Annotated in this window: 26 protein-coding genes, 1 tRNA gene and 1 pseudogene; 15 read left to right on the top strand and 13 right to left on the bottom strand. The window is 61.2% G+C overall.

Features of this window, described 5'->3' with window-relative positions; genetic code table 11:
• Positions 1-384: 384 nt before the first annotated feature.
• Both LJE91_15135 and ispB read right to left on the bottom strand, forming a co-directional pair.
• A tRNA-Pro gene (locus LJE91_15135) sits at positions 385-461 on the bottom strand.
• Between the two features lie 6 nt (positions 462-467).
• The gene (gene ispB, locus LJE91_15130) at positions 468-1,436 is read right to left on the bottom strand and encodes an octaprenyl diphosphate synthase (GenBank protein ID MCG6870008.1); all 969 of its coding nucleotides are present in this window, start codon (positions 1,434-1,436) and stop codon (positions 468-470) included.
• Positions 1,437-1,593: 157 nt separating this feature from the next.
• Between ispB and rplU the strand changes: the two genes are divergently transcribed.
• The 4 genes from rplU (at position 1,594) to proB (ending at position 4,509) form a co-directional block, all read left to right on the top strand.
• Positions 1,594-1,905 carry a 50S ribosomal protein L21 gene (gene rplU / locus LJE91_15125; GenBank protein MCG6870007.1) on the top strand — a complete coding sequence of 104 codons (312 nt, stop codon included), beginning with the start codon at positions 1,594-1,596 and terminating at the stop codon, positions 1,903-1,905.
• A gap of 12 nt (positions 1,906-1,917) precedes the next feature.
• The gene (gene rpmA / locus LJE91_15120) at positions 1,918-2,175 is read left to right on the top strand and encodes a 50S ribosomal protein L27 (protein MCG6870006.1); all 258 of its coding nucleotides are present in this window, start codon (positions 1,918-1,920) and stop codon (positions 2,173-2,175) included.
• A gap of 173 nt (positions 2,176-2,348) precedes the next feature.
• A complete protein-coding gene (cgtA, locus tag LJE91_15115) occupies positions 2,349-3,356 on the top strand; it encodes an Obg family GTPase CgtA (GenBank protein ID MCG6870005.1) in 1,008 nt (335 codons plus the stop codon).
• Position 3,357: 1 nt separating this feature from the next.
• Positions 3,358-4,509: a glutamate 5-kinase gene (gene proB / locus LJE91_15110; GenBank protein ID MCG6870004.1), complete on the top strand. Its 1,152-nt coding sequence runs from the start codon at positions 3,358-3,360 to the stop codon at positions 4,507-4,509.
• A 117-nt stretch (positions 4,510-4,626) separates the two neighbouring features.
• On the opposite strand, the gene rpsT is transcribed toward proB, so the two are convergent.
• Entirely contained in the window at positions 4,627-4,887 is a 261-nt protein-coding gene (gene rpsT, locus LJE91_15105) for a 30S ribosomal protein S20 (GenBank protein ID MCG6870003.1), read from the bottom strand.
• Between the two features lie 235 nt (positions 4,888-5,122).
• Here rpsT and murJ point away from each other — a divergent pair, with 235 nt between their 5' ends.
• The 6 genes from murJ to ispH all read left to right on the top strand — a co-directional run bounded on the left by murJ (position 5,123) and on the right by ispH (position 12,532).
• Entirely contained in the window at positions 5,123-6,688 is a 1,566-nt protein-coding gene (murJ, locus tag LJE91_15100) for a murein biosynthesis integral membrane protein MurJ (GenBank protein ID MCG6870002.1), read from the top strand.
• Between the two features lie 49 nt (positions 6,689-6,737).
• Entirely contained in the window at positions 6,738-7,676 is a 939-nt protein-coding gene (gene ribF, locus LJE91_15095; GenBank protein ID MCG6870001.1) for a bifunctional riboflavin kinase/FAD synthetase, read from the top strand.
• Positions 7,677-7,753: 77 nt separating this feature from the next.
• Positions 7,754-10,579: an isoleucine--tRNA ligase gene (gene ileS, locus LJE91_15090; GenBank protein MCG6870000.1), complete on the top strand. Its 2,826-nt coding sequence runs from the start codon at positions 7,754-7,756 to the stop codon at positions 10,577-10,579.
• Positions 10,572-11,066 (top strand): signal peptidase II, encoded by a 495-nt coding sequence (lspA, locus tag LJE91_15085; GenBank protein ID MCG6869999.1) that lies wholly within the window; start codon positions 10,572-10,574, stop codon positions 11,064-11,066. Before ileS ends, lspA begins: the two co-directional genes overlap by 8 nt.
• Entirely contained in the window at positions 11,063-11,515 is a 453-nt protein-coding gene (locus tag LJE91_15080; protein MCG6869998.1) for an FKBP-type peptidyl-prolyl cis-trans isomerase, read from the top strand. Before lspA ends, LJE91_15080 begins: the two co-directional genes overlap by 4 nt.
• 72 nt (positions 11,516-11,587) lie before the next feature.
• Positions 11,588-12,532 carry a 4-hydroxy-3-methylbut-2-enyl diphosphate reductase gene (gene ispH / locus LJE91_15075; GenBank protein ID MCG6869997.1) on the top strand — a complete coding sequence of 315 codons (945 nt, stop codon included), beginning with the start codon at positions 11,588-11,590 and terminating at the stop codon, positions 12,530-12,532.
• A gap of 33 nt (positions 12,533-12,565) precedes the next feature.
• On the opposite strand, the gene LJE91_15070 is transcribed toward ispH, so the two are convergent.
• From LJE91_15070 to LJE91_15025, 10 genes and pseudogenes are all read right to left on the bottom strand, one after another.
• On the bottom strand, positions 12,566-12,832 hold the full coding sequence (locus LJE91_15070) for a type IV pilin protein (protein ID MCG6869996.1): 267 nt from the start codon (positions 12,830-12,832) through the stop codon (positions 12,566-12,568).
• 18 nt (positions 12,833-12,850) lie between these two features.
• Positions 12,851-12,979, bottom strand: a pseudogene (locus tag LJE91_15065) (prepilin-type N-terminal cleavage/methylation domain-containing protein).
• Positions 12,980-13,050: 71 nt separating this feature from the next.
• On the bottom strand, positions 13,051-13,434 hold the full coding sequence (locus LJE91_15060) for a hypothetical protein (protein MCG6869995.1): 384 nt from the start codon (positions 13,432-13,434) through the stop codon (positions 13,051-13,053).
• Positions 13,435-13,475: 41 nt separating this feature from the next.
• A complete protein-coding gene (locus tag LJE91_15055) occupies positions 13,476-17,057 on the bottom strand; it encodes a hypothetical protein (GenBank protein MCG6869994.1) in 3,582 nt (1,193 codons plus the stop codon).
• A 48-nt stretch (positions 17,058-17,105) separates the two neighbouring features.
• Complete coding sequence (locus tag LJE91_15050; GenBank protein MCG6869993.1) at positions 17,106-17,699, bottom strand: hypothetical protein; 594 nt, start codon at positions 17,697-17,699, stop codon at positions 17,106-17,108.
• Positions 17,696-18,739 (bottom strand): PilW family protein, encoded by a 1,044-nt coding sequence (locus tag LJE91_15045; GenBank protein ID MCG6869992.1) that lies wholly within the window; start codon positions 18,737-18,739, stop codon positions 17,696-17,698. Before LJE91_15045 ends, LJE91_15050 begins: the two co-directional genes overlap by 4 nt.
• Positions 18,736-19,278 carry a type IV pilus modification protein PilV gene (gene pilV, locus LJE91_15040; GenBank protein ID MCG6869991.1) on the bottom strand — a complete coding sequence of 181 codons (543 nt, stop codon included), beginning with the start codon at positions 19,276-19,278 and terminating at the stop codon, positions 18,736-18,738. The genes LJE91_15045 and pilV overlap by 4 nt, the downstream gene beginning before the upstream one ends.
• The gene (locus LJE91_15035; GenBank protein ID MCG6869990.1) at positions 19,275-19,805 is read right to left on the bottom strand and encodes a GspH/FimT family pseudopilin; all 531 of its coding nucleotides are present in this window, start codon (positions 19,803-19,805) and stop codon (positions 19,275-19,277) included. The genes pilV and LJE91_15035 overlap by 4 nt, the downstream gene beginning before the upstream one ends.
• 485 nt (positions 19,806-20,290) lie before the next feature.
• A complete protein-coding gene (locus LJE91_15030) occupies positions 20,291-20,815 on the bottom strand; it encodes a GspH/FimT family pseudopilin (GenBank protein MCG6869989.1) in 525 nt (174 codons plus the stop codon).
• A 313-nt stretch (positions 20,816-21,128) separates the two neighbouring features.
• On the bottom strand, positions 21,129-21,689 hold the full coding sequence (locus LJE91_15025; GenBank protein MCG6869988.1) for a hypothetical protein: 561 nt from the start codon (positions 21,687-21,689) through the stop codon (positions 21,129-21,131).
• 585 nt (positions 21,690-22,274) lie between these two features.
• Between LJE91_15025 and LJE91_15020 the strand changes: the two genes are divergently transcribed.
• The 5 genes from LJE91_15020 (at position 22,275) to LJE91_15000 (ending at position 25,966) form a co-directional block, all read left to right on the top strand.
• On the top strand, positions 22,275-23,414 hold the full coding sequence (locus LJE91_15020; GenBank protein ID MCG6869987.1) for a PAS domain S-box protein: 1,140 nt from the start codon (positions 22,275-22,277) through the stop codon (positions 23,412-23,414).
• Complete coding sequence (locus LJE91_15015) at positions 23,411-24,094, top strand: response regulator transcription factor (GenBank protein ID MCG6869986.1); 684 nt, start codon at positions 23,411-23,413, stop codon at positions 24,092-24,094. The genes LJE91_15020 and LJE91_15015 overlap by 4 nt, the downstream gene beginning before the upstream one ends.
• A 383-nt stretch (positions 24,095-24,477) precedes the next feature.
• Positions 24,478-24,714: a heavy-metal-associated domain-containing protein gene (locus LJE91_15010; protein ID MCG6869985.1), complete on the top strand. Its 237-nt coding sequence runs from the start codon at positions 24,478-24,480 to the stop codon at positions 24,712-24,714.
• Between the two features lie 337 nt (positions 24,715-25,051).
• The gene (locus tag LJE91_15005) at positions 25,052-25,444 is read left to right on the top strand and encodes a TusE/DsrC/DsvC family sulfur relay protein (GenBank protein MCG6869984.1); all 393 of its coding nucleotides are present in this window, start codon (positions 25,052-25,054) and stop codon (positions 25,442-25,444) included.
• Positions 25,445-25,486: 42 nt separating this feature from the next.
• Positions 25,487-25,966: a hypothetical protein gene (locus LJE91_15000; protein ID MCG6869983.1), complete on the top strand. Its 480-nt coding sequence runs from the start codon at positions 25,487-25,489 to the stop codon at positions 25,964-25,966.
• The last annotated feature ends 190 nt before the right edge of the window (positions 25,967-26,156 follow it).

Below are 26,156 nucleotides of genomic sequence, written 5' to 3'. Positions count from 1 at the left end.
TTGTCGATCACGGAATAATAGAAGCTGTCTCCCGTGATCATCCTGAACGCGGCACCGAGCGATAGGTCGGCGATCAACAGAAAGACGACGGCCAGCAAGACCCCCGATGTGCGGGGATAACGGTTGAAGATCCGCGTTTTCCGTGTCACCGGTTCCGATGTGGTGTCCATCTGTTCGATCCGTGCCTCGCGACCGACCAGGCCGTTGATTGGCTGGCAAGGTTCAACACGGCGCTGGGAGGACCCGATAAAACGCGACGTGTACCGGGGGCTGTGGCAATCGTGGGGATCCGCCACGGGTGTCGGTCCGCAGGGGTTTTCAATGTCGGCTTGGATGCTTCGGAACCCGCAACGCGGAAATGACGATTCACGAGGATGTCTGAACTGGTCGGAGTGAGAGGATTCGAACCTCCGACCCCTGCCTCCCGAAGGCAGTGCTCTACCAGGCTGAGCTACACTCCGAATCGATCAGTACTTGCGCTGCACCGAGAACTCCGCCAGCGCGGTGAGCGCATCCCTGAACTCGGAATCCGGCAGCCCCCGGAGCGAAGTCATCGCGCTATCGGCCTCCCTGCGCGCAATCCGATCAGTGTAAGCAATGGCTCCCGTAGATTCAATCGCCTCCAGTACCGCGTCGATCTTTTCCAGTCCGCCTTCCTCGATGGCCTTGCGGATCAGGCCGGCCTGGGATTCCGTTCCGCTATGCATGGCGTAGATGAGCGGTAGCGTGGGCTTCCCCTCTGCCAGGTCGTCACCGATGTTCTTGCCCATCTCGGAACTGGAGGCGCTGTAGTCGAGTACGTCGTCGATCAGTTGAAATGCGGTTCCCAGGTGCATGCCGTAGTTCGCCATGGCGTCTTCCTGCTGGCGCGCCAATCCACCCAGCACCGCGCCGAGCTGGCTGGCGGCCTCGAACAGCTTGGCGGTCTTGGACTGGATCACCTCCATGTAGCGCGCCTCGGTCGTGTCGGCATCGTGGCAGTTCAGCAGTTGCAGGACCTCACCTTCCGCGATGGTGTTGGTGGCGTGGGAGAGGATATCCATGACACGCATGTCATCTACCTCCACCATCATCTCGAAGGCACGCGAATAAAGGAAATCGCCGACCAGCACGCTCGCCTCGTTGCCCCACAAGGTATTTGCGGTCTCCTGCCCGCGCCGCAGTTCGGACGCATCGACCACGTCGTCGTGCAGCAGCGTCGCGGTGTGAATGAACTCGATGATCGCCGCCAGGTGGATGTGCATCCGGCCGCCGTACCCACAGGCGCGTGCGCTCAGCAGCACCAGCATCGGGCGCAGACGCTTTCCGCCGCTCTGGACGATGTAGTTGCCGAGCTGGTTAATGAGTGCGACCTCCGAATGCAGTCTACGGTAAATGAGGTCATTTACCGCGGACATGTCGGCGGACACCAGCGCTGTGATTTGTTCTACGACCATGGTGTTTGGGGGAGGAGCTGTCCGGCTGAGCATGCTAGGGAGGCCGTCAGTCGTCGTCAAGGAATGGATTGACCTGTTGGCAGCGTGCGGATAAAATCCGCCGTCTTTCTCCGGGGGACCAATCGGCTCCCGATGCGGGTTTGAGGAGATCTGGGTTATGTACGCGGTGATTTCGACCGGCGGAAAGCAGTACAGAGTGTCCGAGGGAGACGTGATTCGCGTCGAAAAGCTGAATGCCGAAGAAGGTGACTCGGTCGATATCGAGGAGGTGCTGATGATCGGTGAAGGTGACGACGTCGAGATCGGAGCGCCTCGTGTCGACGGCGGCAAGGTGACCGCGACAGTCAGGTCGCATGGGCGCCGCAAGAAGATCGAGATCATCAAGTTCAACCGGCGCAATCACCACAGAAAGCAGATGGGTCACCGGCAGGGTTACACCGAGTTGGAGATCACCGGAATTACCAGGTAAGCAGGGTCCGAGATGGCACATAAAAAAGCAGGCGGAAGTACCCGCAACGGTCGCGATTCAGAGTCCAAGCGGCTCGGCGTGAAGCGATTCGGCGGACAGGCCGTCACTGCCGGCAGCATCATCGTGCGCCAGCGCGGCACCAGGTTTCATCCCGGACGCAACGTCGGTTGCGGCAGGGACTATACGCTGTTCGCCACGGCCGACGGTAGTGTCGTATTCGAGACCAAGGGGCCCAGGAAGCGCAAGTTCGTCAGCGTGCAACCGGCCTGAAACGCTCAGGGACCGCACCCCGGTCCCATATGGTCTTCGTGAAGCCCCCCTGCGGGGCTTTTTTCGTGCGGGATTTCCCTGACCAGCCGTTTCCGACGCGGTTGAAGACAGACATGCGTTGCAGTTTCGCTACCGAGGCAGGGCGAATCGGACAGGAGCCGGAATTCACGACCATGAAACTGATCGACGAGGCCACCATCACCGTCGGGGCGGGCAACGGCGGCCACGGATGCGTCAGCTTTCGCCGGGAGAAGTACATTCCGCGCGGTGGTCCCGACGGTGGTGACGGGGGAGACGGGGGCAGCGTATACCTGAAGGCCGACAAGTCCATCAATACTCTGGCCGATTTCCGCCACACGCGCCGCCTTAATGCGGGGCGCGGGCAGGATGGCTCCGGGCGCAACCGGACCGGGAGCAAGGGAGAGGACCTGCGAATCTCCGTACCCCGGGGTACGGTGGTGCGGGATGCCGATACCGGGGAACTTATCGGCGATCTGTTGCGTGACGGGCAGGAGATTCTCGTTGCCGAGGGCGGGCGCCACGGGCTCGGCAACACCCGTTTCAAGAGCTCGACCAACCGCACGCCCCGGCAGAGTACGCAGGGCACGGAGGGAGAGTCCCGTACGCTATTCCTGGAACTCAAGCTGCTCGCCGACGTCGGCCTGTTGGGGCTGCCGAACGCCGGCAAATCGACACTGATCTCGAGGCTTTCGGCGGCGCGCCCGCGGATCGCGGAGTACCCGTTCACGACCTTGCAGCCACATCTCGGTGTGGTCAGTCTCGGCGAGCACGAGAGTTTCGTGATGGCCGATGTCCCTGGTTTGATCGAAGGGGCCGCGGAAGGCGCCGGGCTCGGGACCCGCTTCCTGAAGCATCTGTCGCGAACCCGCCTGCTCTTGCACCTGGTCGATGTGGCGCCGCTCGATCCTGCGAGCGACCCGGCTGCCGCGGTGAGGACGATCGAAGACGAGTTGTCCCGCCATGGCGCAGGGCTGTACGATCGGGAGCGCTGGCTGGTGTTGAACAAGATCGATCTGTTGCCCGAGTCCGGCAGGGAAGCGCACTGCGAGGCGATCGTCGAACGAATTGGCCGGGACCTGCCCGTCTACCGGATATCGGCCGCGACCGGCGAAGGGACGGAGACCCTGAAGTACGATATCTGGAAATTTCTCGAACGATAGATTGGCTACAAACAGGGACAATTCAGGGACCGCCCGCTGGGTCGTGAAGATAGGCAGTGCGCTGATCACGCGCAACGGCCGAGGCCTGGCCACCGACGCCATCGCGCTGTGGGCGCACCAGATCGCCCGGCTCAGGGAGCAGGGAACCGAGATCGTGCTGGTGTCTTCCGGTGCGGTGGCCGAGGGGATGGCCCGTCTCGGATGGGCCGTGCGGCCGCATGCATTGAACGAGCTCCAGGCTGCGGCCGCAGTCGGCCAGGCCGGGCTGGTGCAGGCCTACGAGACCAATTTCAAGACCCATGGCATGCATAGCGCGCAGGTGCTTCTCACCCATGAGGACCTGAAGGACCGGCGCCGGTACCTGAACGCACGTTCCACCCTGTGCAAATTGCTGTCCCTAGGTGTGATTCCGGTCGTGAACGAGAACGACACGGTCGCGATCGACGAGATCCGTTTCGGTGACAACGATACGCTTGCCGCACTGGTGGCCAATCTGGTGGGCGCGCAGCGACTGGTCATCCTCACCGACCGCGACGGCGTATTCGACAGCGATCCGGTGCACAACCCGAACGCACGCTTGATCGAGTCCGCGCGCGTCGACGATCCCATACTGGACAGGGTCGCCGGTCCCAGCGGTGGGACGCTCGGGTTGGGCGGCATGGTAACCAAGGTCAGTGCCGCCCGGCGCGCGGCGCGTTCCGGTACGACGACCGTCATTGCCCCCGGCTACCGGGCGAGGGTGCTGGAGGACATCCACGCGGGCGAGGCGATCGGCACCCGATTGCTGCCCGTCGAGGAGCCGCTGGCGGCTCGAAAACAGTGGCTGGCGAACCAGTTGCGCGCCGCGGGCATGGTGCAGATCGACGATGGCGCGGTGCGCGTGTTGCGGTCCTCGGGGCGCAGCCTGCTCCCGATCGGGGTGACCGGTGTGCACGGCGAATTCCAGCGCGGCGAGATGGTGGTGTGCCGGGACGAGAGAGGGCGCGAGGTCGCCAGGGGTCTGATCAATTACGGCGCCCAGGAGACGCGTTCGATCATGGGCCATCCGAGTGGTCGAATCGAGTCCCTGCTGGGCTATGTCGGCGAACCGGAACTTATCCACCGGGACAATTTGGTCGTTATGGAAGGGGGAGCGTCATGGACCGGACTGTGAGGGAAGCCGGGCGCGGCGGGGGTTGAGCCGGCGCGTCGCGCGAGGTCGTAGCCGCGCAATGAAAAAGGCCGGCCCTGGCGGGTCGGCCTTTCGGTGTCCGGCGATTTTGCGCAGGTCTCACATGGCCTTGATCTTGGCATTCAGGCGGCTTTTCTGCCGTGCCGCCGTGTTCCTGTGCAGGAAACCCTTGCCGACGCTGGAATCGATGATGGGCACCGCGGATGTATACGCGGCCGCCGCTTTCTCCTTGTCGCCTTCCCTGACCGCGTTGAGCACACGCTTGACGTGGGTGCGCATACTAGACTTCTGGCTGTGATTGAGGTTGCGGCGCTTTTCCGACTGCCGCGCGCGCTTGATTGCTGAGGCGATATTAGCCAAGGGATGCTCCGATAAAGACCTGTCGCTGAAAAGCCGCATACTATGCGAAGGTTCCCGCCCAAAGTCAACGACTCGCCGCAAGGCGAACATGACGGCCAGGGTGTCGGAAGGTACCCAACCCGACAGCTCGGACTTGCCGGGAAGGTCCGTCTGACCGAAACTTCGCGCCTATCTACGGCCAGCCTCCGCCTGGAGGTTTCACGATACCGGCGATGCCGACGGGGACAGAAAACGTTTGAGCCGGAAACTCTTTCAATCAACGGCCGTGGTGTCCGCGATGACGATGGTCTCGCGTGTCTTCGGGTACCTGCGGGACGTGGTCATCGCGATCTCGTTCGGTGCCACCGGCGGGACCGACGCCTTCTTCGTCGCCTTTCGGATACCGAATTTGCTGAGACGCCTGTTCGCCGAGGGTGCATTTTCCCAGGCCTTCGTTCCGGTATTCACCGAGTACAGGGAGCAGCGCAACCGCGCGGATCTTCGGGACCTGATCGATCACGTCGCCGGCACCCTCACCCTGGTGCTGGGGGGCGTGACCGGGCTCGGGATCATTGCAGCGCCTCTTATCGTCGCGGTGTTCGCACCGGGATTCGTCGGGGACCAGGCACAGTTCTCGCTGGCCTCGGGGATGCTGCGCATCACCTTTCCTTACCTGATGTTCATCTCCCTGACCGCGCTGGCCGGTGGCATCCTGAACAGCCTCGGGCGATTCGCGGTCCCGGCTTTCACCCCCGTATTGCTGAACCTGTCCCTGATCGGCGCTGTGCTTCTGCTCGCCCCGCGCATGGAGCAACCGGTCACGGCGCTGGCCTGGGGGGTGTTCGTCGCGGGATTCGCGCAACTGGCGTTTCAGGCGCCGTTTCTCTACCGGCTCGGTGTGATGCCCCGTCCGAGATTCCGCCGGGCGCACGAGGGCGTACGGCGGATCCTCAAGCTGATGGTCCCCGCGCTGTTCGGTACCTCCGTGGTCCAGATCAACCTCTTGTTCGACACCCTGATCGCCTCATTCCTCGCTGCGGGCAGTATCTCCTGGCTCTACTTCTCGGACCGTTTCGTCGAGCTTCCGCTGGCGCTGTTCGGGGTCGCGATCGGGACGGTGATCCTGCCCAGGCTGTCGCGCCAGCATTCCCGCGACACCCCGCAAGGTTTCAGCGAGACCATGGACTGGGCCCTGCGTCTGGCACTGATCATCGCGGTCCCGGCGATGGTGGGTCTGGTGATGCTGGCAGGGCCCATTCTGGTGACCCTGATCCAGTACCGGGCCTTCAGTTTCTCCGATACCCAGATGGCGCGGCTGAGTCTGATGGCCTACGCGGTCGGGTTGCCGGCCTTCATCCTGATCAAAGTGCTTGCGCCAGGATTCTATTCCCGACAGGATACGCGGACCCCGGTGCGCATCGGCATCATCGCCATGCTCGCGAACATGGGTCTCAACGTCAGCTTCGTGGTCCCCTGGTTCCTGCTGGGAATCCCCGGACCCCACGCGGGACTCGCGCTTGCCACCTCGCTCTCCGCCTGCCTGAACGCCGGGCTCCTGTTTCGCCGACTCCGCGGGCAGGGGACCTTCCGGTCCTCCCCCGGCTGGTCTGGCCTGTCCCGGCGTATCGCCGTGGCGGCCACGGTGATGGGGGGGGTGCTGTGGTCCACCTCGCCGGCACTGGCCGAGTGGAGTGCGTGGCTCGCCTGGGAGCGGGGACTGGTGCTGGGCGCGCTGATCACGCTCGGGGCCGGCACCTATGTCGCGACGCTCTACGCGCTCGGGATTCGGCCGCGGCATCTCCTGCTCCGGCAGGCCGAGTAGCTTAACGTCCCCGAAAATTCCGATATACTGAGATACTTTGTCCATCGGCATGGAACTGATACGGGGCCTCCACAATCTTCGACCCCGACACCGGGGTTGTGTCGCGACGATCGGGAATTTTGACGGGGTTCATCTCGGCCATCAGACCGTCCTTGGCCAGTTGGCGAACAAGGGCGCCGAGCGGGGATTGCCCACGCAGGTCATTGTCTTCGAGCCGTTGCCGCGTGAGTTCTTCGCGGGCGCGAAATCGCCAGCCCGCCTGACGCGTTTCCGCGAAAAGGTACTGGCCCTGCGGCGTTTCTCCGTGGACCGGCTCCTGTGTATGCGTTTCGATCGAGGGCTGGCGAATATGGCGCCCGATGAATTCGTCCGGCGCATCCTGGTCGATGGCCTGGGAGTGAACTACCTCGTGGTGGGGGACGACTTTCGATACGGCCGGGAACGGGGTGGCGATTTCGGGTCCCTGGAGCAGGCGGGCCGACGGTACGGCTTCGACGTGGCGCATATGCACACCTTCGAAATCGATGGCAACAGGGTGAGCAGCACGCGAATCCGAAAGGCACTTGAGGTCGGCGACCTCTCGGCCGCGGAGATGCTGCTCGGGCGTCCCTATCGGATGAGCGGCAAGGTGACCCATGGCGACAAGCGTGGCCGGACCATCGGGTTCCCGACCGCGAATATCCAGCTGGCCAGGCAGGTATCGCCGGTGATCGGCGTCTATGCCGTGGAGATGTACGGCCTGGATCGTGAGCCGCTTCCCGGCGTGGCGAACGTGGGCCGGCGCCCGACCGTCGGCGGGGTGGAGCAGCGGCTAGAGGTCCACCTGTTCGATTTCGACCGGGACATCTATCAGCGGCACGTGGACGTGGAGTTCCAGCATAAGCTGCGTGACGAAAAGCGGTTCGATTCGGTGGAGGCCCTGATCCGACAGATCGAGGTGGATGTCGAAGCCGCCCGGTCCTATTTCGCGACGCGTGCCGGTCGTTGATTCGTCGCGTGACCGATGCCCTGCCGGTTCGCGGCAACCCGGTCCGGATGTGCCGGTAGACCAGAAGACTCGCCGATATGGCTGAATACAAAGACACACTCAATCTTCCGAAGACACGGTTTCCCATGCGGGGCAACCTCGCGCAACGCGAGCCGCAGATGCTCCGCCAATGGCGCGAGGATCGCATCTACGAGAAGATCAGGGAGGCCGCCAGGGGGCGGCCGCGTTTCATTCTCCACGACGGTCCGCCTTACGCGAACGGCGATATCCACATCGGCCACGCCGTCAACAAGATCCTCAAGGACATTATCGTCAAGGCGAGGATCCTGGGTGGGTACGACGCCCCGTACGTGCCTGGCTGGGATTGTCACGGCCTTCCCATCGAACTTCAGGTGGAAAAGAAGATCGGCAAGCCGGGCGTCAAGGTGGATCACAAGGCCTTCCGCCAGGCCTGCCGGGATTTCGCGGCGCGACAGGTCGCGAGTCAGCGCAAGGATTTCGAGCGTCTCGGCGTGCTCGGCGCGTGGGAGTCTGCGTACCTGACGATGGATCCCGCCTTCGAGGCGGACGTCATCAGGGCTCTCGGGGAGATCATCGAGAACGGTCACCTGCAACGCGGGGAAAAGCCCGTCTACTGGAGCGTCGGTGGTGCCTCCGCCCTGGCCGAAGCCGAGGTCGAGTATCACGACAAGGAGTCGCAGGCGATCGATGTGCGCTTTGTTGCCGTGGATCAGGATGAGTTCGCCAGGCGTTGCGGGGCCGGGGGTGAGGGCCGGATCTCGGTCGTTATCTGGACGACGACGCCCTGGACACTGCCGGCGAACCGGGCCGTATCGCTGCACCCCGATCTCGAGTATGTCCTGGTTCAGACCGATCTGGGCGAGGGGACGGAGCGTCTGTTGCTGGCGAGCGAACTGGTTGATGAGGTCATGGCACGTTTCGGCGACGTCGAGCGTCAGGTGGTGGGCCGCTGCGCCGGGGCGGCACTCGACCTGCTCGAGTTGCGGCATCCGTTCTACGAGCGCACGGTGCCGATCGTCACCGGCACCCACGTGACGGCGGATTCCGGCACCGGCGCGGTCCACACCGCACCCGGGCACGGCGTCGAGGACTACGAGGTCGGCCGCCGCTACGATCTGAAGGTGGACAATCCGGTGGACGCCAACGGGCGCTTCGTCGCGGGCACGCCCCTGTTCGAGGGTCTGTCCGTGCTGAAGGCGGACAAGGATGTGCTGGAGGTGCTGCGCGAACGCGGGGCGCTGGTGCACCACGAGACCATCACCCACAGCTATCCGCACTGCTGGCGCACCAAGACCCCGATCATCTTCCGCGCCACGCGCCAGTGGTTCATCAGCATGGACAGGGCAGGTTTACGCGAGGCCGCCATGAACGCGGTCCCGCAGGTCACCTGGCTGCCCGATTGGGGCCGGGCACGGATCGAATCGATGCTGAACGGACGTCCGGACTGGTGTATCTCCAGGCAACGGACCTGGGGCGTGCCCATCGCCATCTTCGCGCACCGGGAGACCGGCGAACCCCATCCCGAGACAGCGCGCCTGATCGAGGAGGTCGCGCGGCGCGTCGAGCGCGAGGGGATCGACGCCTGGTACGACCTCGAGCCCTCCGAACTCCTCGGCGACGAGGTCGGCGATTACGAGAAGGTCACCGATACCCTGGATGTCTGGTTCGACTCAGGCGTGACCCATTTCTGCGTGCTGGAGCGCAGGGAAGACCTCCAGGTCCCCGCCGACCTCTACCTCGAAGGATCCGATCAGCACCGGGGCTGGTTCCAGTCTTCGCTCCTCACCTCCCTGGCGATCCGGGGCCGTCCCCCGTATCGGGCCTGCCTGACCCACGGATTCACGGTGGATGCGCAGGGACAGAAGATGTCGAAGTCGCGGGGCAACGTCGTCGCACCCCAGAAGGTGGTCAGCAGTCTGGGCGCCGATGTCTTGAGACTCTGGGTCGCCGGCGCCGACTACAGTGCCGAGATGGCGGTCTCGGACGAGATCCTGAAACGTGTCTCGGACGCCTACCGCAGGATCCGCAACACGGCCCGGTTCCTCTTGGCCAACCTGAACGGATTCGACCCGGCCAGGCACCTGGTCGCTCCCGGGGAGATGCTCGCACTTGACCGCTGGGCGGTGGATTCGGCCGATCGGATGCAGGAAGCAGTGGTTCGATCCTACGACGAGTACGCCTTTCATCACGTTTTTCAGCGTCTGCACAACTACTGCACCATCGAGATGGGCGGGTTCTATCTCGATATCGTCAAGGACCGACAATACACCACGGGTGCGGACAGCCTGGCGCGGCGATCGACGCAGACCGCCATGTACCACATCGTCGAGGCATTCGCTCGCTGGCTGGCGCCGGTCCTGAGCTTCACGGCGGAGGAGATCTGGCGAGAGATCCCCGGGGAGCGGAGCGAATCCGTGCTGCTCTCGACCTGGTATGAGGGGCTGTTCCCCCTCGACGAGACCTCTCGGTTCTCGCATGGGGAGTGGCAGACGCTGATCGCGGTCCGGGATGCCGTCGGCAAGGAACTCGAACGGCTGCGAGTGGCTGGCGATATCGGTTCGTCTCTGGACGCCGAGGTCGACATCTTCTGCGATGGGCCGTTGCGTGAGTTGCTGGCGCGGCTCGAGGACGAGCTGCGATTCCTGCTGATCACCTCATATGCCCGCTTGCACGGATTCGACACCCGCCCCGATGGCGCCGTCGAGGCGACGGCGGGAGAGGGACGGCTTCTGGCGATCGTCGCGGGACCTTCCGCGCACGCCAAGTGCGTGCGTTGCTGGCACCGTCGCGAGGCTGTGGGCCGCCACCAGGCGCACCCGGAACTGTGCGGTCGCTGCGTCGACAACGTGGACGGGCCGGGAGAGGTGAGAAGGTATGCTTAGGTGGCTCTGGCTGACCGCGGCCGTGATCGTGGTGGACCAGGCGAGCAAGCAGGTGGCGCTGGCGACGCTCAGTCTTCACCAGCCGGTACCCGTGGTGCCCCTGTTCAACATCGCGCTGGTGTACAACAAGGGCGCGGCGTTCAGTTTTCTGAGCGATGCGGGCGGATGGCAGCGCTGGTTCTTCAGCCTGCTCGCGATCGCGATCAGCGCGCTGATCGTGTTCTGGATCAAGGGTCTCCAGCGGGACCGGGTCTGGACCGCGGCGGGGCTGGCGCTGGTCCTGGGCGGGGCGCTGGGAAACCTGATCGACCGCCTGGTTTACGGATATGTCATCGACTTCATCGATGTCTACTTTCGAACCTACCACTGGCCGACCTTCAATATTGCCGACGCCGCCATCACCGTGGGTGCGGCGATCCTGATCTTCGTGCAGATCTTCTTCCATAAGGTCGAGACGAATCCCGCCGGTCCGGGACGGGGGGCGTGACAAACGCAACCATGGGGCCGGGTTGCCGTGTAACCCTGCACTACCGGGTGACCTTCGAGGACGGGTTCGTGGTGGAAGACACCTTCGCCGGAGAGCCGGAGGAGATCGTCATCGGCGAGGGTGACGTCCACGCCTGTATCGAACGGTTGCTGGACGGGTTGGCGGCGGGGGCCCGCGAGTCGTTCGCCATCTCCCCGGCCGAAGGATTCGGGACCCGCGATCCGCAGGCGGTCCACCGGATGCCGCGTTCCGATTTCCCCCAGGACATGCCCCTGGAGCGGGGACAGATCATCGAGTTTCAGACCCCGGGAGGCATGGCGACCCCTGGGGCCGTCGTCGCCACCGGAGCGGAATTCGTCGAGGTCGACTTCAATCATCCGCTCGCGGGTCGTACCCTGCGGTGCGAGGTCGAGATCCTCGCGATCACCCCCGCATCGGACTCCCGCTGAGACCGCTTCCTGCCCGGTTGTCGGGTCTCGGGTATAATTTCTCCATTGATCATCCGACGAGTCGAACCCGAAATGAAAGTCATGCTTGCCAACCCGCGCGGATTCTGCGCAGGTGTGGATCGTGCGATCGAGATCGTCGAACAGTCGCTGGAGATGTTCGGCGCGCCCATCTATGTGCGCCACGAGGTCGTTCACAACAAGTTCGTCGTGGATGACCTGAGGGAGAAGGGCGCGGTGTTCGTCGAGGAGCTGGCCGAAGTGCCGATGGGTGCAACGGTAATCTACAGCGCGCACGGCGTGTCACGCGAGGTGCGGGACGAGGCCGAAAAGCGAGACCTGAGGGTGTTCGATGCGACCTGTCCCCTGGTGACCAAGGTGCATCTGGAGGTGGCACGCTACTGCGAGGAGGGCCGGGAGACCATCCTGGTCGGTCACGCCGGCCACCCCGAGGTGGAAGGCACCATGGGACAGTGTACGAAAGACAACGGCGGGACGATCCATCTGGTCGAGACCGTCGCGGACATCGACGGTCTGTCGGTAAAGAACCCCGACAGGCTGGCGATCGTCACGCAGACGACGCTCTCGATGGACGATACGGCCGAGGTGATCGCCGCGTTGCGAGGCCGGTTTCCAAACATCGTCGGGCCCCGTAAGAGCGACATCTGTTACGCGACCCAGAACCGCCAGGACGCCGTAAAGCAGCTCGTCGAGCAGTGCGATCTGATCCTGGTGGTGGGATCGCGCAACAGTTCCAACTCGAACCGCCTCCAGGAGATCGCATCGAAGCGCGGCGTCGAATCCTACCTGATCGACAACGCGGGCGAGATCGAGGGCGCCTGGCTCGAAGGCAAGCACAATATCGGCGTGACGGCCGGGGCTTCGGCACCGGAGGTTCTGGTGGATGACGTGGTGTCCACACTGAAGGCGCGGGGCGTGGGTGATGTCGTGGAGTTCGACGGGATTCGCGAGGAGGTCGTGTTCAGCCTGCCCAGGGACCTGCGCAGCGGCACGGCCTGAAACGCCAGGATACTGTCTGGTTGGCCGTCGGCCTTACCAGCAGTCGGTGACGGTAAGGGTGCCGCTCACGCCCCTAACCCCTGCTTGGGTCAGGGTGAAGTTGCCGCAGCCGTCGGCCGCCTGAGCACCCTGTGGTGTCGCAGTCAGGACAAAGGTTGTCGTCGTGGGTGCCGTGGCCGCGACGCTGTACCACCCGTCCTCGGTCGTTTCCGGATTGTTACCGTAACCCAGGGTAGTCATGTTGTTGGTATAGGCGCCGGTATTGGTGAACAGCCTTTCTTGCCTCGCCGCCGCCGCCATCAGGAACGCCTTCGCCTCGGTCCGCCGCGCCTTTCTGACCTGATCGGTATAGGTGGGATAGGCGATGGTCGCGATGATCGCGATGATCGCGACGACGATCATCAGTTCGATCAGCGTGAAACCGGACGCAGTTTTTGTTCTGGACATGGAATTGTCACTTCCCGTGGTTTACCGCAAGATTTAGACGGATTCGATTTCACATACGCTGCGCGGTCGCGCTACTCCTCTTTCGCTTCGCGTCGTTCCAGTTTACGATATTCGGAGGGCGGCATGATCCAGATTCCGGTAATCACGGGCCGTGATGTTCCACGGGCACTGAATTTTACGCCCTGTCCCTTTCTGATCTGTCTCGGCAAGGCCGTCCTGAAGTCGCCCGAATAGACCCGGACATTCGGATCGAGCGTGAAGGTCCGGTCGTCGATGACGAGGCTCCGTTCCCCCATATTCACGTCGTCTACGCGACCGCGGTAGGGCAAGACATCGGCCGGGGAGGATACCACGGACGCATCGGTTGTTGCGCGACGCGGGTCGCCATACTGCGCGGCGGCAAGTACGGGTATCAGCACAAGGAGCGGTAGCACGATCTGAAGCGTAATCTTCATAGGATGATTCCTGGAATTCGGTTTTCCTGTTATGGAGGTCATTACTGTGCGGTGAGCTCCTGCCAGGACAGCCTGCCGGTATTCTCGGTGCCCAGCGGAACAATCATGCGCTTGATCGGCTGACCGGTCGTCCCGGTGCCGGCGGTGTACTGGTAATCGCTCAGGAACCCGGACCCCGCCGGTATGCCGTGGGGAAACTTCTCTCCGGCCACGGCATAGGCGACCGAGTTCGAGTCGTTCACCATGTCCGCGGCGGTGATCTTGTTGTCGCGGTTGTAGTCGACCACCGGGACGGGCGGGCTGCCACCGCTTGCGAGGTCGACCGACATGAGGTAACCCGAGCCACCGCTCGAACAGATAGAGATACTGGGTGTCAGGGTGTTGAAGAAGACCACATCGTCCCGGACAACGGCATTGACTACAACGCGTTCGCCGGAATCGGGCAGATCGATGCGCCAGCCGTAGTTCCCGCCGCTGGGCGGTTCGGTGTAGGTCACGCTGTTCGAGGACAGCACCCGCACATCGGCGGGGAACGCGGCGTCGTTGATGAAGGTCTGCTGCACCAGGTTCCCGGTGCCGAGATTCCCTGTGCCCGCGTCCCAGACCCCGTAGAAGCTCTGCTGTGTCGTCGTGGAATTGTCGGCCTGCGTCAGGTATTGCCCGGTTCCGAAGAACGCCATCACGTTAGGTGTGTTGTTGGCCGTGTTCGGCACGTTGTACAAGCGCATCAGGACGGGTTTGCTGGTGATCTGCTGGGTATTCGGGCCATTGAACAACGGATTGCCCGAATAGGCCACGGCCCAGTTCGCACTCGATGCGTCGGATACGTCGAACACCCAGAGATTACCCTGCAGGTCGCCCGCGTAGATGCGGTCCGCGTCGGAATCGCCGTCCAGGTCGGCGACGGCGGGAGAGTTCAGACCGTTGCCCGAACCTCCCGCATTGTTGCCCGTATCGAGCTTCAGGTAGTCGCTGGAAAGGGTCCAGGTGCCGTCGAGACCTTCCTCGACGAACAGGATGAACAGCTGCGCCGACCCCGAGCCGGAGTCGTTATAGCCGTTTCCGAAGATGACTGCCCACTTGCCATTGTTCATCATCGTGATCGTGGGTTCGCTGAAGGTGTAGCCAAGGTCGGCGTCGTCCGCGCCGGTGAATTCCCAGAGTACGCTGGCGGCCGCCCCGGTGGCGTCGTTGGTGAAACTGGAGGGGTCGGTCACGTCCAGCGCGAACACCCCGCGCCCTCCCCCGCGCAGCGATCCCACCAGCAAGGTGCGCCAGGAGGGGGTGCCCGCCACAGAGGTCTTCACGTAGACATCGCTGACCGCGGGTGTGTTGTCCACGTAATAGTTGTGCGCGTAGGCCGCGTCGGTGAGGTAGTGCAACCCTCCGGCGGTGAGGTCCGAAAAGACGGCACCGGGAATATAGGCCATCAGCTCCTGTCCGTCGGTGACCCGAAACCCGTGCAGCAGGCCGTCATTGGCGCCAACGTAGAGCATGCCGGTCCTGGGTGTGGACGTCAGGGTGGAGACGAAGTCCGAATACCGGGTGCCGTTCGCCGAAGGAAACGGTGCGACGTCGGGCCAGTCGAGTTGCGGGTAGCCGACGTACTGGGGCGCCGAGTGGACAACGTCACCCATCCTGCTGTCACGCTGGCGGAAATCGTAGGTGGAGCCTGGGGTCTCGTGGCTGCGGTCGCCCCGGATGTACTCCATCCGCGCGATGGACTCGGCCCAGGGGGAGGTGTCGCTGGTGCCGTCCGGATTCGTGATCAGATCCTGAAGTTGCAGCGATTCCATCAGTGCGGGGCTGGCCAAGGCCGTCGCGACGTCGAACAGTATCCCGTCGGTGGCGTTCGAGGTGTAGATGACCCGCTGGGCCGGGCTGGCCATCGCGTCGAGCACGTCGGCGGCACGCCAGTCCGGCGTGGCCGAGACGTTGCCGTTTGACGGATCCAGGTCGTAGGCCAGTACGTTCCCCTTCCAGCGGGCGCTGTCGAACTGCGAGACGAACACCTGCGAATCGGTGTCCAGCGTGCTGGTGTTGAAGGTCACGGCCGCCGCACTACCACTGCGGTCTTCGATAGCGGCAAAGGTCGACTTGAGGGCGCTGATCAATTCCTGCGGATTCTTGGCGGAAAGAAATCGTCCGCGGCCGTTCCAGGCGGCATGGCGAAGGTCGTCGACCGTCGTGGGTTGGTCCGCTGACGGCTGGGGCCAGTTGAAATCGAGGTTCTTGTTGGTCGGATTCGTCGTGACGGTGCCGTTTACGCCGAACGCGACGCCGAATGTGACGAGATGCTGCTCGGTGTTCTCATCCACGCCAGGAAGCGACTTCAGCTTGCCCGTCAGGCTGGACAGGTCGGTCTTGTAATACTTCATCGCGACATCGGCCAGCGTGTTTGCGACGTTGTCCCTGTGCCAGTTGTCCACCCACTGATTGGTGGTGTCCTTGTCCTGGTGATTGACGTCGGGGCTGCCCCCGTTCCACAGCCCGTCGGTCATCAGCACCGCGAAGTTCTGCTGGCACTCTCCGCCTTGGGCTTGCGAAAGGATGGGGCTGGCGTTGGTAAATCCAAGGACGCTGTGGTCGGAATTGCTGCCGCCCTGGTCGAAATACCGTCCCGTGTTTCTCAACAGCCGCCGCAGGGGTGTGCCGCTGGACGAGTGGAGACGGGAAAGCTGCCTCAGCAAAGCGTCCCGATTGGCCGTCACGGTCATGTCGGTGATCGGCGTGCCGACACTGTTGTTGTTATTCAAGGTAGCCATGCCCATGCGGTTCGTCGAGTCCCAGATCAGTTCGGATACCGCGGCTTTTGCGACGAACTCCCGGCTGCGGTGATAGCTGAACCAGTTGGCGAAGTCCTGCTGCAGTTCGGCAACCGTTTTGCCCCATTGCGCGGCCTGTGCAGCGGTCACCTTGCCGATCTGATACTCCGTCTGCTCTCCATTGTCGAACAGGCCGTCGCCATCCTTGTCGGTCCAGGTGTAGAAACGAAAACCATCCGCAAGACCGTCGCCGTCGCGATCGCTGGTATCGTGCCCCGATCCGTTCCAGTTCGTGTTGTGGCGGGTGAGATCGATGAATTCGCCGGGAATGTAAGGGTTGTCGGGCGCGTTAGTAATGGCGATATCGGCATAGGCGTTGCCGCTCGAGTCGCGCCCTTTCCAGGGTTCGTAATCCGCGTTGGGATTGAAATAGAGGGCGTTGAAATCGCTGTTCCGGAAGCGCCAGGCTTCTTCGTCCGCCGTCCTGCAGTCGTTGCTGCCGTCGTCGTAAGTGTTGCTGCCGAACTCAACTCCATATTCGTAACCGTAGCGACCTTCACTGGAGAAATTGCAGTTTGGCCGGTGCTTCACAGGGCCAGCGGACGCAGGTTCGGTTCCGTCCGGTTGGGAACCGCTGAACAGGCCACCGTTAGCGAGATCCAGGGTCATGACCTCCCAGTCCATGCTGCCTGAGTCGTCGAGCGCAAAGAAAATATTGGGCGGGACGCTGGTCCCGAGGAACAGCGGACTTTGCGCCAGCGTACCGGGGGCGGCGTGACCGATGCCGACCTGGGCAGGCAGCGACACCGCCAGCGCACTCAGAATGAGGCTCAATTTTCGTTGCGTATTACTGTTCATGATACGTCCTGACCGTGGTCATCGCTTTCTCGACCGGTGGCTGCTGGATTACAGGCCCGTCCTGGCATAGTAGGTTTGCAGCACGACCTGTGAATTCGGGCTCTGGCCCACGCCCCGCGCCGTGACCTTGAAGTAGCTCACCTGCGGTACGAACGTCGGCTTGCCGTAGCCGCCGATGGCTCCTACCCCACCGCCAGCGACACTACCCGCGGATCGTCCGAGAAACTTGATGACGTACCGGGGCTGGGTACTGACGCCGGGTATCGCGGTTCCACCCCCGGCATACTCTCTCGAATTCGTCCCCTGCCAGGTATTTACCGCGGTGTAATCGGGTTCGGGACACGTCGGGTTGTCTTCACAAAGTAGGCCATTGTTTCCGTCGAATGCCGTGATAATGGCCACGCCATTGATAAAGTTTTCCGCGTCCCGTAGTGCCGACTCGGCCGCCTGGAAGGCCAGGCTGCGATCGCGCATGTTGCCCGCCATCTTCTCCTCCATGACGGTGGAGCGCATCGCGGTGACGCCGACCAGGGTGAGGATGACGAGGAAGATCAGGGTGACGACAAGGACGACGCCCTGTTGACGCGAACGGGTCATATCCTGGAAAGCGGTGCCCGAAGGACGAACGGGGTGGAAGCTCATTGCAGCCGGTTCCTCAGGGAGATCGTCGACGTGAACACACGGCGGCTTCGCCGGTCCGTCGGCGTGATCGTCGTGCCCGCGAAGGTGACCGGCACCGGTGCATCGTTGATCTCTTCGTCGGTACGCACCATCACCCAGATCCTGGCGCTGACGATGGCGGTCAGGTCGATAACGTTATTGATCGTCACATAGCGGTTGGCGGTGCCGTCGCCGGTGGTGTCCTCCCCGAACAGCGCCCTGATCTTCTCGACCCCTTCGACCACGGGTTGATTTGCATTGGATATGTCGCTCCTGCGCAGCACGGGAACCCCGTTACTGACGTCCACCGAGTAGGTGACGCTCTGCACCGGATAGACCTGCGCGGTCGCGTCGTAGGTCCTCTGCAGCGAACCGCTCGCGTTGTCGTTGCCGGCCGTGCTGGCGTGTTCGAGTGTCAGTGGATTGCCGTCGGTGTCGTTGGTCACCATGAAGAGGTCGCCTCCCTGGCAATCGGAGACGATGACCCGGTCGCCCGGTGCGATCCCCTGGGGATTGGCGGCAATGGTGACCGGGGAGGCGATGCCGGGCATGGTGGCCGCTACCTGCGCCGGCATGCCCGTCGCGCCGACGATCGTAACCGCGTCGGCATTCGGCAGCCCCGCCACATTGGCGGCCGCGGCGGCAACATGATATCCGCCCGGCAGACCCTTGATGCCGAGCAGGTTTCCCGCCTCCATCAGATCGAACCCGGAGCCGGCCTCGTCCCATCCGTTGTCGCTGGCGTCACCGTCGGCATCCAGCAGGTTCTGGATCGCACCCGGTTGGGCGCAGCCCCAGAAGTCCGCCTGCCTGAGATCACGGGAGATGAATTCCAGTGCGAAACGACCGTTCTCCTGGGCGCGGGCGAGCTGCTCCTGGAGCCGGTAGGCCTGCTTGTTGCTCAGGAAAAGCTGTACGACGACGGCCATCAGGAACAGGCCGATGACCATGCCTATCAGGAGTTCGACCAGCGTAAAGCCGTCCTGTGTCGTGTCATGCTTGCTGGCGAAGGAGTGACTCATGGCTCGAAGTTCGTGACGAATTGCTGGAGGTTGCCGGTCTTGTCATCGGCCCACCAGATCTTGATGGCGTAGATCTGACCGCCGCCGTCGCAGTCGGGTGTCCCCGGTATGCCGTCGTTCGGTGTGCTGTCCAGGCAGATGACCGCCGCGCCGGAAGGCAGTAGCGCGGCAACGTCGGTCTGCCATTCGAAGGCGTCGTGTCCTGCCATCGCGCCCGGAGCGCAACCCGCGGCGAGGCAGCTCGCGTCCTGGGTCGCGGCGGGATTGTTATAGGCCCCGGTCTGAAAGCCCGCCGGATTGGCGCGAACCCTGTCCGCCATGTCATAGGCCAACGCGGTCGCGATGCTTCTCAGATGCGAGCTGTGTGTGTTCTGGATGGACATGAGCTGAAGCTGAGCAAGTCCGAGCAGGCCGATCGCCAGCACCAGCACCGAGACGAGGATCTCGATCAGCGTATAGCCGCCGCTCGCAATCAGTAGCCGATGAGGGTCTAACCTGTTTCGGCCAACGCAATCCGGTCTTAAGGTGCTTACGTTCATGGACACGCCGTCGTGCCTTCGGTTACCGAAGCCCGCCCGATGGCGTTGATCGTCACGCTGCGTGACTTCTGTGTATCGGCGTCCGGCCTGCACACCTTGAAGGTGTCGGAAAAATTGGGGGTCCCGTTCGGCAGAAACTGGATCGTCTGGTAGTTATTCGTGGTGCGGACCGAGTAACCGGCTGCCGTCGCATCCTCGACGAGAATCTCCTCTCCGGCGTCGTAGGCCCCGTTGCCGTTGGCATCGGCGAAGATGATCCACCCGGACTCCCAGACGTTGTTGTTGGCGTTGTTGCAGCCGGGGGGAGAGGCGCCGTTGTTCTTGCAGATGGTGATCGGGGCGCTGCGCTTGACGGCCTCGCTTCTCGCCAGTGCCAGCCCGTGCAGGACCTGGTTTGCCTGGGTGACGACGCGGTTCCCGCGAAACAGCTCCTGAAATCCCGGTATCGCCACGGTGATCAGAAATGCGAGTACCGCGAGCGCAATCATCATCTCGATCAATGTGACTCCAGTCTGCGTTTTCATCATTTTGGCATTATATCCAGGGGAGTCGGCTTGAAATCCTGGAGCAAACAATCGGTTGAAATTGACTGACCGGCGGCCGGATTTACGACGACCGGTGCATTGCAGTGGACAGGCCGTTACCAGTGCAGCGCCGCCATTACTTGTTACTTGTTTAAGTGTTGTTCGAACGGAAATTCCGACTCCTGGATGATTCGGTGCCCGTAGGCGCTGTCAGCAGACCCAGGTGTGGGTCGCGGTCAGTGTGACTCTCCGTCGGCAAGGGCCGGTCGTGGTCGGCGCACGACAATTGTCGGATACCCCGGAGCAGATCGACCGATGTGATGAGTCAGCCCTGGGCACATCGGTTCTGACCGAATCCCCGGGGGGTTCGAGGCGATGTTCGGATTTCCCGGGGAGTCACCAGGCGCGCCTTACCAGTCCGGCATGTTTCACTAGAGAGTAGTCGATAACCGTGAAAATGGAATCAGGGGGCGATGAGGGAACGAGGGTTATCGGCAAGTCGTCTCGACCGCTCTGGCTCGGCCAGTCGCGCCGATTACGATCTTCCTACCCGCGGCTTCGTTACACAATGTGATCGAGCCGGCCTGAAATCCCCCGGTGATACGACGACTGACCCCGGAGGACACGTAGGAAACGTAGCTGGCGACGGGTCGGTTACCGCGAATGGTCAATGAGTCGTCCTTGTTGGCGTTATAGAAGGATATGATCGATTCGTCCTCACCGATCCGGGCATCGTTGTTCCGGTCCTCGAAAACCACCCAGCCCTGTTCGTAACCCCCGGGTACATCGCAGGCGCTGCCGTGGGTGCTCCCGCAGACGGTTACGCGCACACCGCGCTTTATTGCCTCGGAGCGGGCAAGCGCCAGCGCGGAAATCATACGGTTCGTCTCGGTGGTCAATTGATTGACCCGGACGAGCCGCGAGAGTCCCGCGACAGCCTGGGTGGTCAGGATAGCGGCGATACCGAGGGTGACGACCAGTTCGATCAGCGTGGCGCCGGATTCCTTGCGCATGAGGTTTCTCCTTCCGTGGATGATCTTCGGGGCGCACGTTCTCGTGCGTGACGGTGCGGAGAAGATTCTAGGCAGCCGCCGGCGCGGGGGCTGTAACGATTCCCGAGCGTCCGGTGTGAAATATTAACGTGGCATGACAGGGCTCGCCGGTCGGTTCGATGGGCAAATGCCCTGCGCGCTGAAGGACTGGCCGTGGCGCATCATCGAGAGGGCCGCGTTACCAACCGCCGGCGAGGCAGCGATTCGCTTGCTTCCTGCCGTTGGATCGGAAACCTGGCGATCGATGCGGCACGGCGGCATCGATAACCTCGGGTTACACGTCCTTGACGGCGAAGCTATCCGCGAGGACGCGATACTCGGACGTTGCCGGGTCGTAGTATCCGAGCGGGCCGGTCACAGCATAGTCTGGCAACTGCAAGTCCGGCGCCCACTCCCTCCGCGCCTCCACTTCCAGGGGAATTCCGTCGAGGTAGACCTCGATCTGCGACAGGTTTCTGCCGTTGATGTAGAGCAGCGCCCCCGGGTTCACCTGCGGACCCGGGGACCAGGAATCGATTCGGGTCTCACGCGTCGGTTCGTCCCTCTCAGGGTGTTTTTCCGGGTCGCCCCGGCCTGCGTTTGCCGCTCCCCCGGAGGAATCGGCGTCCCTCGTAGCGACCGGCGTCTCCGGCTCGGCAGGTACGATGTGCTCGGGATTCGAGTCGCGACTGACGGTGGGAGAGGTGGGGCGTGGTCTATCCAAGACCCAGGTCAGTGGTTCGATCGTCCTGGTCTCGACCGACTGGGGACCTCGGGTATTCGACAAGGCATTCGTCATGCCGATAACTGCCAATGTCACGGTCAACGCGGCGATCGACATTGCCCTGATACCCATGCTGATGCTCCCCGGTGCTCTATTGAGTTTGTGTTCGTATACCAAGGGTTAGTCAGATTGCGTGCCAATATTTGCGCTCCGGGCCGCATATGGAATATGTCATTGATTATTAATGTTTTATATTGCCTTTTCGTATAATTCCCGCCTCAAGAGAAAATATTTCAGGAATTGATAGTCATTTATTACTAACAAAATTTTTATTTGTTCGCCCATAAAAGCCTATTTTGGCTTCTATGCAATCGGCTGGTGATACCACCACGCCAACGTGACGGAGATCGGCAAACCGTCGGTGGGGCTCAAGGATCAGGTTGACTGGAAGTGATTCGTGTCATCGAGGCAACAGGTAGTGGAGGTGACTGTGATTGTTAATCCGGGAATCCTAATCAATCGAGTCTGACCCTTTTGTTTCTCGTGCAACTGTCGCCTATACTTTTTAGAAGAGCGTTGCCTCTCCATCGCGCGTTCCGAATCGCTAGATCTGTCGATAGCGCTCACGTCTTCAAGCCCGTTGACGCCTCTCGTACCGAGTGACACGGACCGTGATTCCATGAGTGAACGTTAATTTTGGAAAAGAGAAGACGAAAAATGGCAGCACCGACTTGCTCATCGGACGAGTGTTCCCGTCGGAATCACGATCCAGCGGAAATCAACACAGCGGGATGCGGTGCATGTGAAATCGCACAGCGATTCATGTCTCTTATTGAGGCAGGGCCGAGCGTGATTGTTTGCTTATCGCCGGATTGCCGCATCCTCGAATTCAATCGTGCGGCTGTGCGATTGTACGGGCGACAGCGAGCATCAGTTCTGGGACAAGACTATATCCAGCTGTTTGTTCCCAAGGCCCACCAGAAACTCGTTGTCGACAACATCAAACGGATCCTTGACGGATTCCCGACGCGGTCTTTTGAAAACCCTGTTCGAACACCCGACGGGGAACAACGGGTCTTACTGTGGAGTATCAGCCGTATCCTCGATGTCGCCGGCGTACCTACCGGCGTCATCGCCGTGGGGCAGGATATTACCGAACGCCAGCAAGCCGATGAAGCGCTCATCGAGCAGCAACGCCAACTTCGGACCTTGGCATCGGAACTGGCGTTGGCTGGACAGCGAGAACGGCGACGTGTAGCGATCGGCCTGCACGATCAAGTTGGTCAGGCTTTGGCGATGGCCAAGCTCAAGCTTCGAGCTGTGCTTGACTCGGACCTGTCCGCCAACACCAGACGATCGCTAATGGAAAGCCAAGCATTGTTGGATCAGTCGATTCAGGCCACCCGATCGCTGACGTTCCAGTTGAGTTCCGCGGTGCTGCGGGAACTGGGATTGGAGGCCGCATTACAACAACTCGTTGAGTGGTTCGACGCCGAGCACAAAGATACCCGGTTCGTATTTGAGACCGATAACCAAGCGAAACCCGTAAGCGAAGAAAAGGACTTAATGATTTACGATATTGCGCGCGAACTGTTGTTCAACGCCACCAAGTACGCGCAGGCGCGCACCGTCAGTCTAACAGTCGAATGCGTGAATGATCATCTTCACATCTTAATTCAAGACGATGGGGTCGGGTTCGACACAACTCGCCTGAAAGACGCTCCCAGTGCCGAGGGAGGAGTCGGATACTTCAGTATCCGAGAGCGCCTGAACTATCTCGGCGGTGAACTCGATGTAGAATCGTCCATCGGTCATGGCACGCGAACTACGTTAATAGTCCCCTGTGATGAACCATGAATTCCGTTGAGCCGGGGCGTCACATTATGAAAATCCGCATTGTACTGGCTGATGATCACGTCATCGTACGCGACGGGCTGCGGTCATTGCTCGAACGGCATACCGACATGGAGACCGTTGCCGAAGCTGCTAATGGGCTAGAGGCGGTGCGGGTCGCTAAAGAGCATCAACCCCACGTGATCGTCATGGATGCTTCGATGCCAACCCTGAACGGCATCGAGGCCACCCGCCAAATCCGCGCACAACTTTCCGAGGTTCGGATTATCTGTCTTTCCATGCATGCCGAGAATCAGTTTGTGTCAGCGATGCTGAAAGCCGGTGCGTCGGGTTACCTGCTCAAGGATTGCGCGAGCGAGGAACTGGTCAGCGCTATCCACGTCGTGATGTCGGGCCAGGTTTACCTCAGTCCCGGTATCGGCCAGGTGGTAGCGAATCATTTCAAGGCACGTAGCAGTGACGCCATTCCCTCGGCATTCTCGATACTAACCGACAAAGAACGCGCGGTGCTGCAGTTGCTAGCGGAAGGCCATAGCACCAAAGAGATTGGAGAGCGCCTCAGCCTGAGCGCGAAGACCATTGCCACCCACCGCGAACACATCATGGAAAAACTCGGCATTCAAAACATTGCCGGGCTCACCAAATACGCCATCCAGCAAGGGCTGACCACGCTGGATTTTTAACCCGTCGGATCCCCCGGTGGCCAGCGCTGAAGGTTTGAGTTAACCGCCGATCTGAGGACCAACTGTGCGAGCCCAATAGTGGCGGGCTTTCTCAGAAGTGGACGCAGACAATTCACACGCAAAATTTCGACAGCCGACCGATCCGGGCTATCGCCTCCCCGCATATCGCTGTCCAAATTCAGCATTTTGGCTATCAAAACTCAGCATTTGACCGATTCTCGCCACGGCACATGCGGGGCTACAGTGCAGCTCGTAAGTTTTCTTTCTAATAAAGAGCTTTTGTATTGACGCCCGGTCAGTACACGGCGATCTGCTCCAAGAGACTATCTGAAGTTTAACGACAACGGTTTTGCGTAACGATCAACCCTAAGGGAAAAAGTAATATGACCACCTACAACGCCAACGTGATAGTCCATATAGATGAATTGCTGTCCTCTAATCAGCTTTGCGAAATGGAGGTCGTTCTGTCAGAGGTTACCGGCGTAGTCAGCTCCTGCGTTCATGAGAGAACCCCTCACCTGCTGGTTGTAGATTACGACTCGCGAGCTGTCCATTCTGGTACTTTGTTGGGCCATATCAAGGACGGTGGCCTGCATGCCGAATTAGTCGGCGGGATTTAATGGTCTCCGGAGAGCGATGAAGCAGAAGACCGGAATAAGCAGCTCGGTTTGTTTGCTTTCTCCCACTAGTGATTGTGTTATCCAGGGTTAGCGATCTGCTGAATAATCGAGCCTTACCGCGACAGTTCTTGGCCGACCAAAGCCTGACCGCTGATGAATGCGCCAACCGTCACCGGCACACCGTCTGCGACCACTGCGCTGGCTGCGCCGTCCACCTCTCGCTCGACGTCACACCCATCAGGTAGCCCTGAAGATCTGGACGCACGCGCAAAAAGAGATATTCAGAATGTTGGCATCCATATTCAATCTTTCACAGTTATAAGGCGAGGTGACTTTGATGGTTCTTCAACAATTAGACACTCACAACTCATCATTTGACGAAGACGGCTTCCTGTTGAATCCTACGCCTTGGAACCCGAAGCTGGTTGCATCGATCGCGCATTTCGACGAAGACGGCTTCCTGCTGAATCCGACGGTTTGGAACCCGAAACTGGCTGCGTCGATCGCGCAACTCGATGGATTACCCAATCTCACCAATGACCATTGGTATGTGATCTATTACCTGCGAGAGCATCACCTGAACCATGGCACACTGCCGGTCATGCGACACGTCTGCCTAGCCAACGGGTTGGAGCGGCATTGCGTAACCGACCTCTTTCATGACGCCAAGGAAGCATGGCGCGTGGCCGGACTGCCTAATCCTGGCGAGGAAGCCAAGTCCTATATGTAGCGAAATGATATGAGCATTCATTGGTGATTCTAGGAGGCGATTGTGAAACGAAGCCTGTATATTGTCGTGCCCGATGCGGTACACGCGCAGAGTTGGGTCGACGACCTGTTGGCCGTTGACATTGACAAACAACATATGCACACAGTAGCCAAAGATACCGTTGACCTTGGCGATCTGCCATCCGCAACGAACCGGCAACCGCGAGATACTGTCCACCGCCTGGAACACTGGTTTTGGCGCGCGAACCTAGCGGTGTTTGTTATCGCTTTGGCCGGCTTATTGTTTGGCCTCACTACAGTTGCGCCCATATTGACAGTCATCACACTCGCTACGGTGATCACAACGTTTGTGATAGGAGCGTACTGGGCGCACGCCCCGGATACAGAATTGAGCGAATTCCACGATGCGTTGTTGTATCGAGAAGCGTTGTTTTTGGTCGGCGTGCCGGGGACACGCGTCGCGGAAATAGGAGCACTCGCTCACAAACGCCACCCTGAAGCGATTGTTGGCGGGACCAGTTGAACGGTCGACGCCATTGGGATGTAAATACGCCTATTCCTTATTATGGGGCTCCTCAAACCAATGCGATCGATAACAAGACCCAGTGATAGCGAAGCTGTCATCAGGCACCAAATAAGTAAAACCCAATAAAGGTCTGCTAAAGATGGAGTTAACCCATCAGTATCTCCAACCACAGCTCCAAATCATCCTT

The organism is Gammaproteobacteria bacterium (assembly GCA_022340215.1).
Lineage (GTDB): Bacteria > Pseudomonadota > Gammaproteobacteria > JAJDOJ01 > JAJDOJ01 > JAJDOJ01.
Note: the sequence above shows the minus strand (reverse complement) of the source record. Positions and strands in the feature narration are given on the sequence as shown.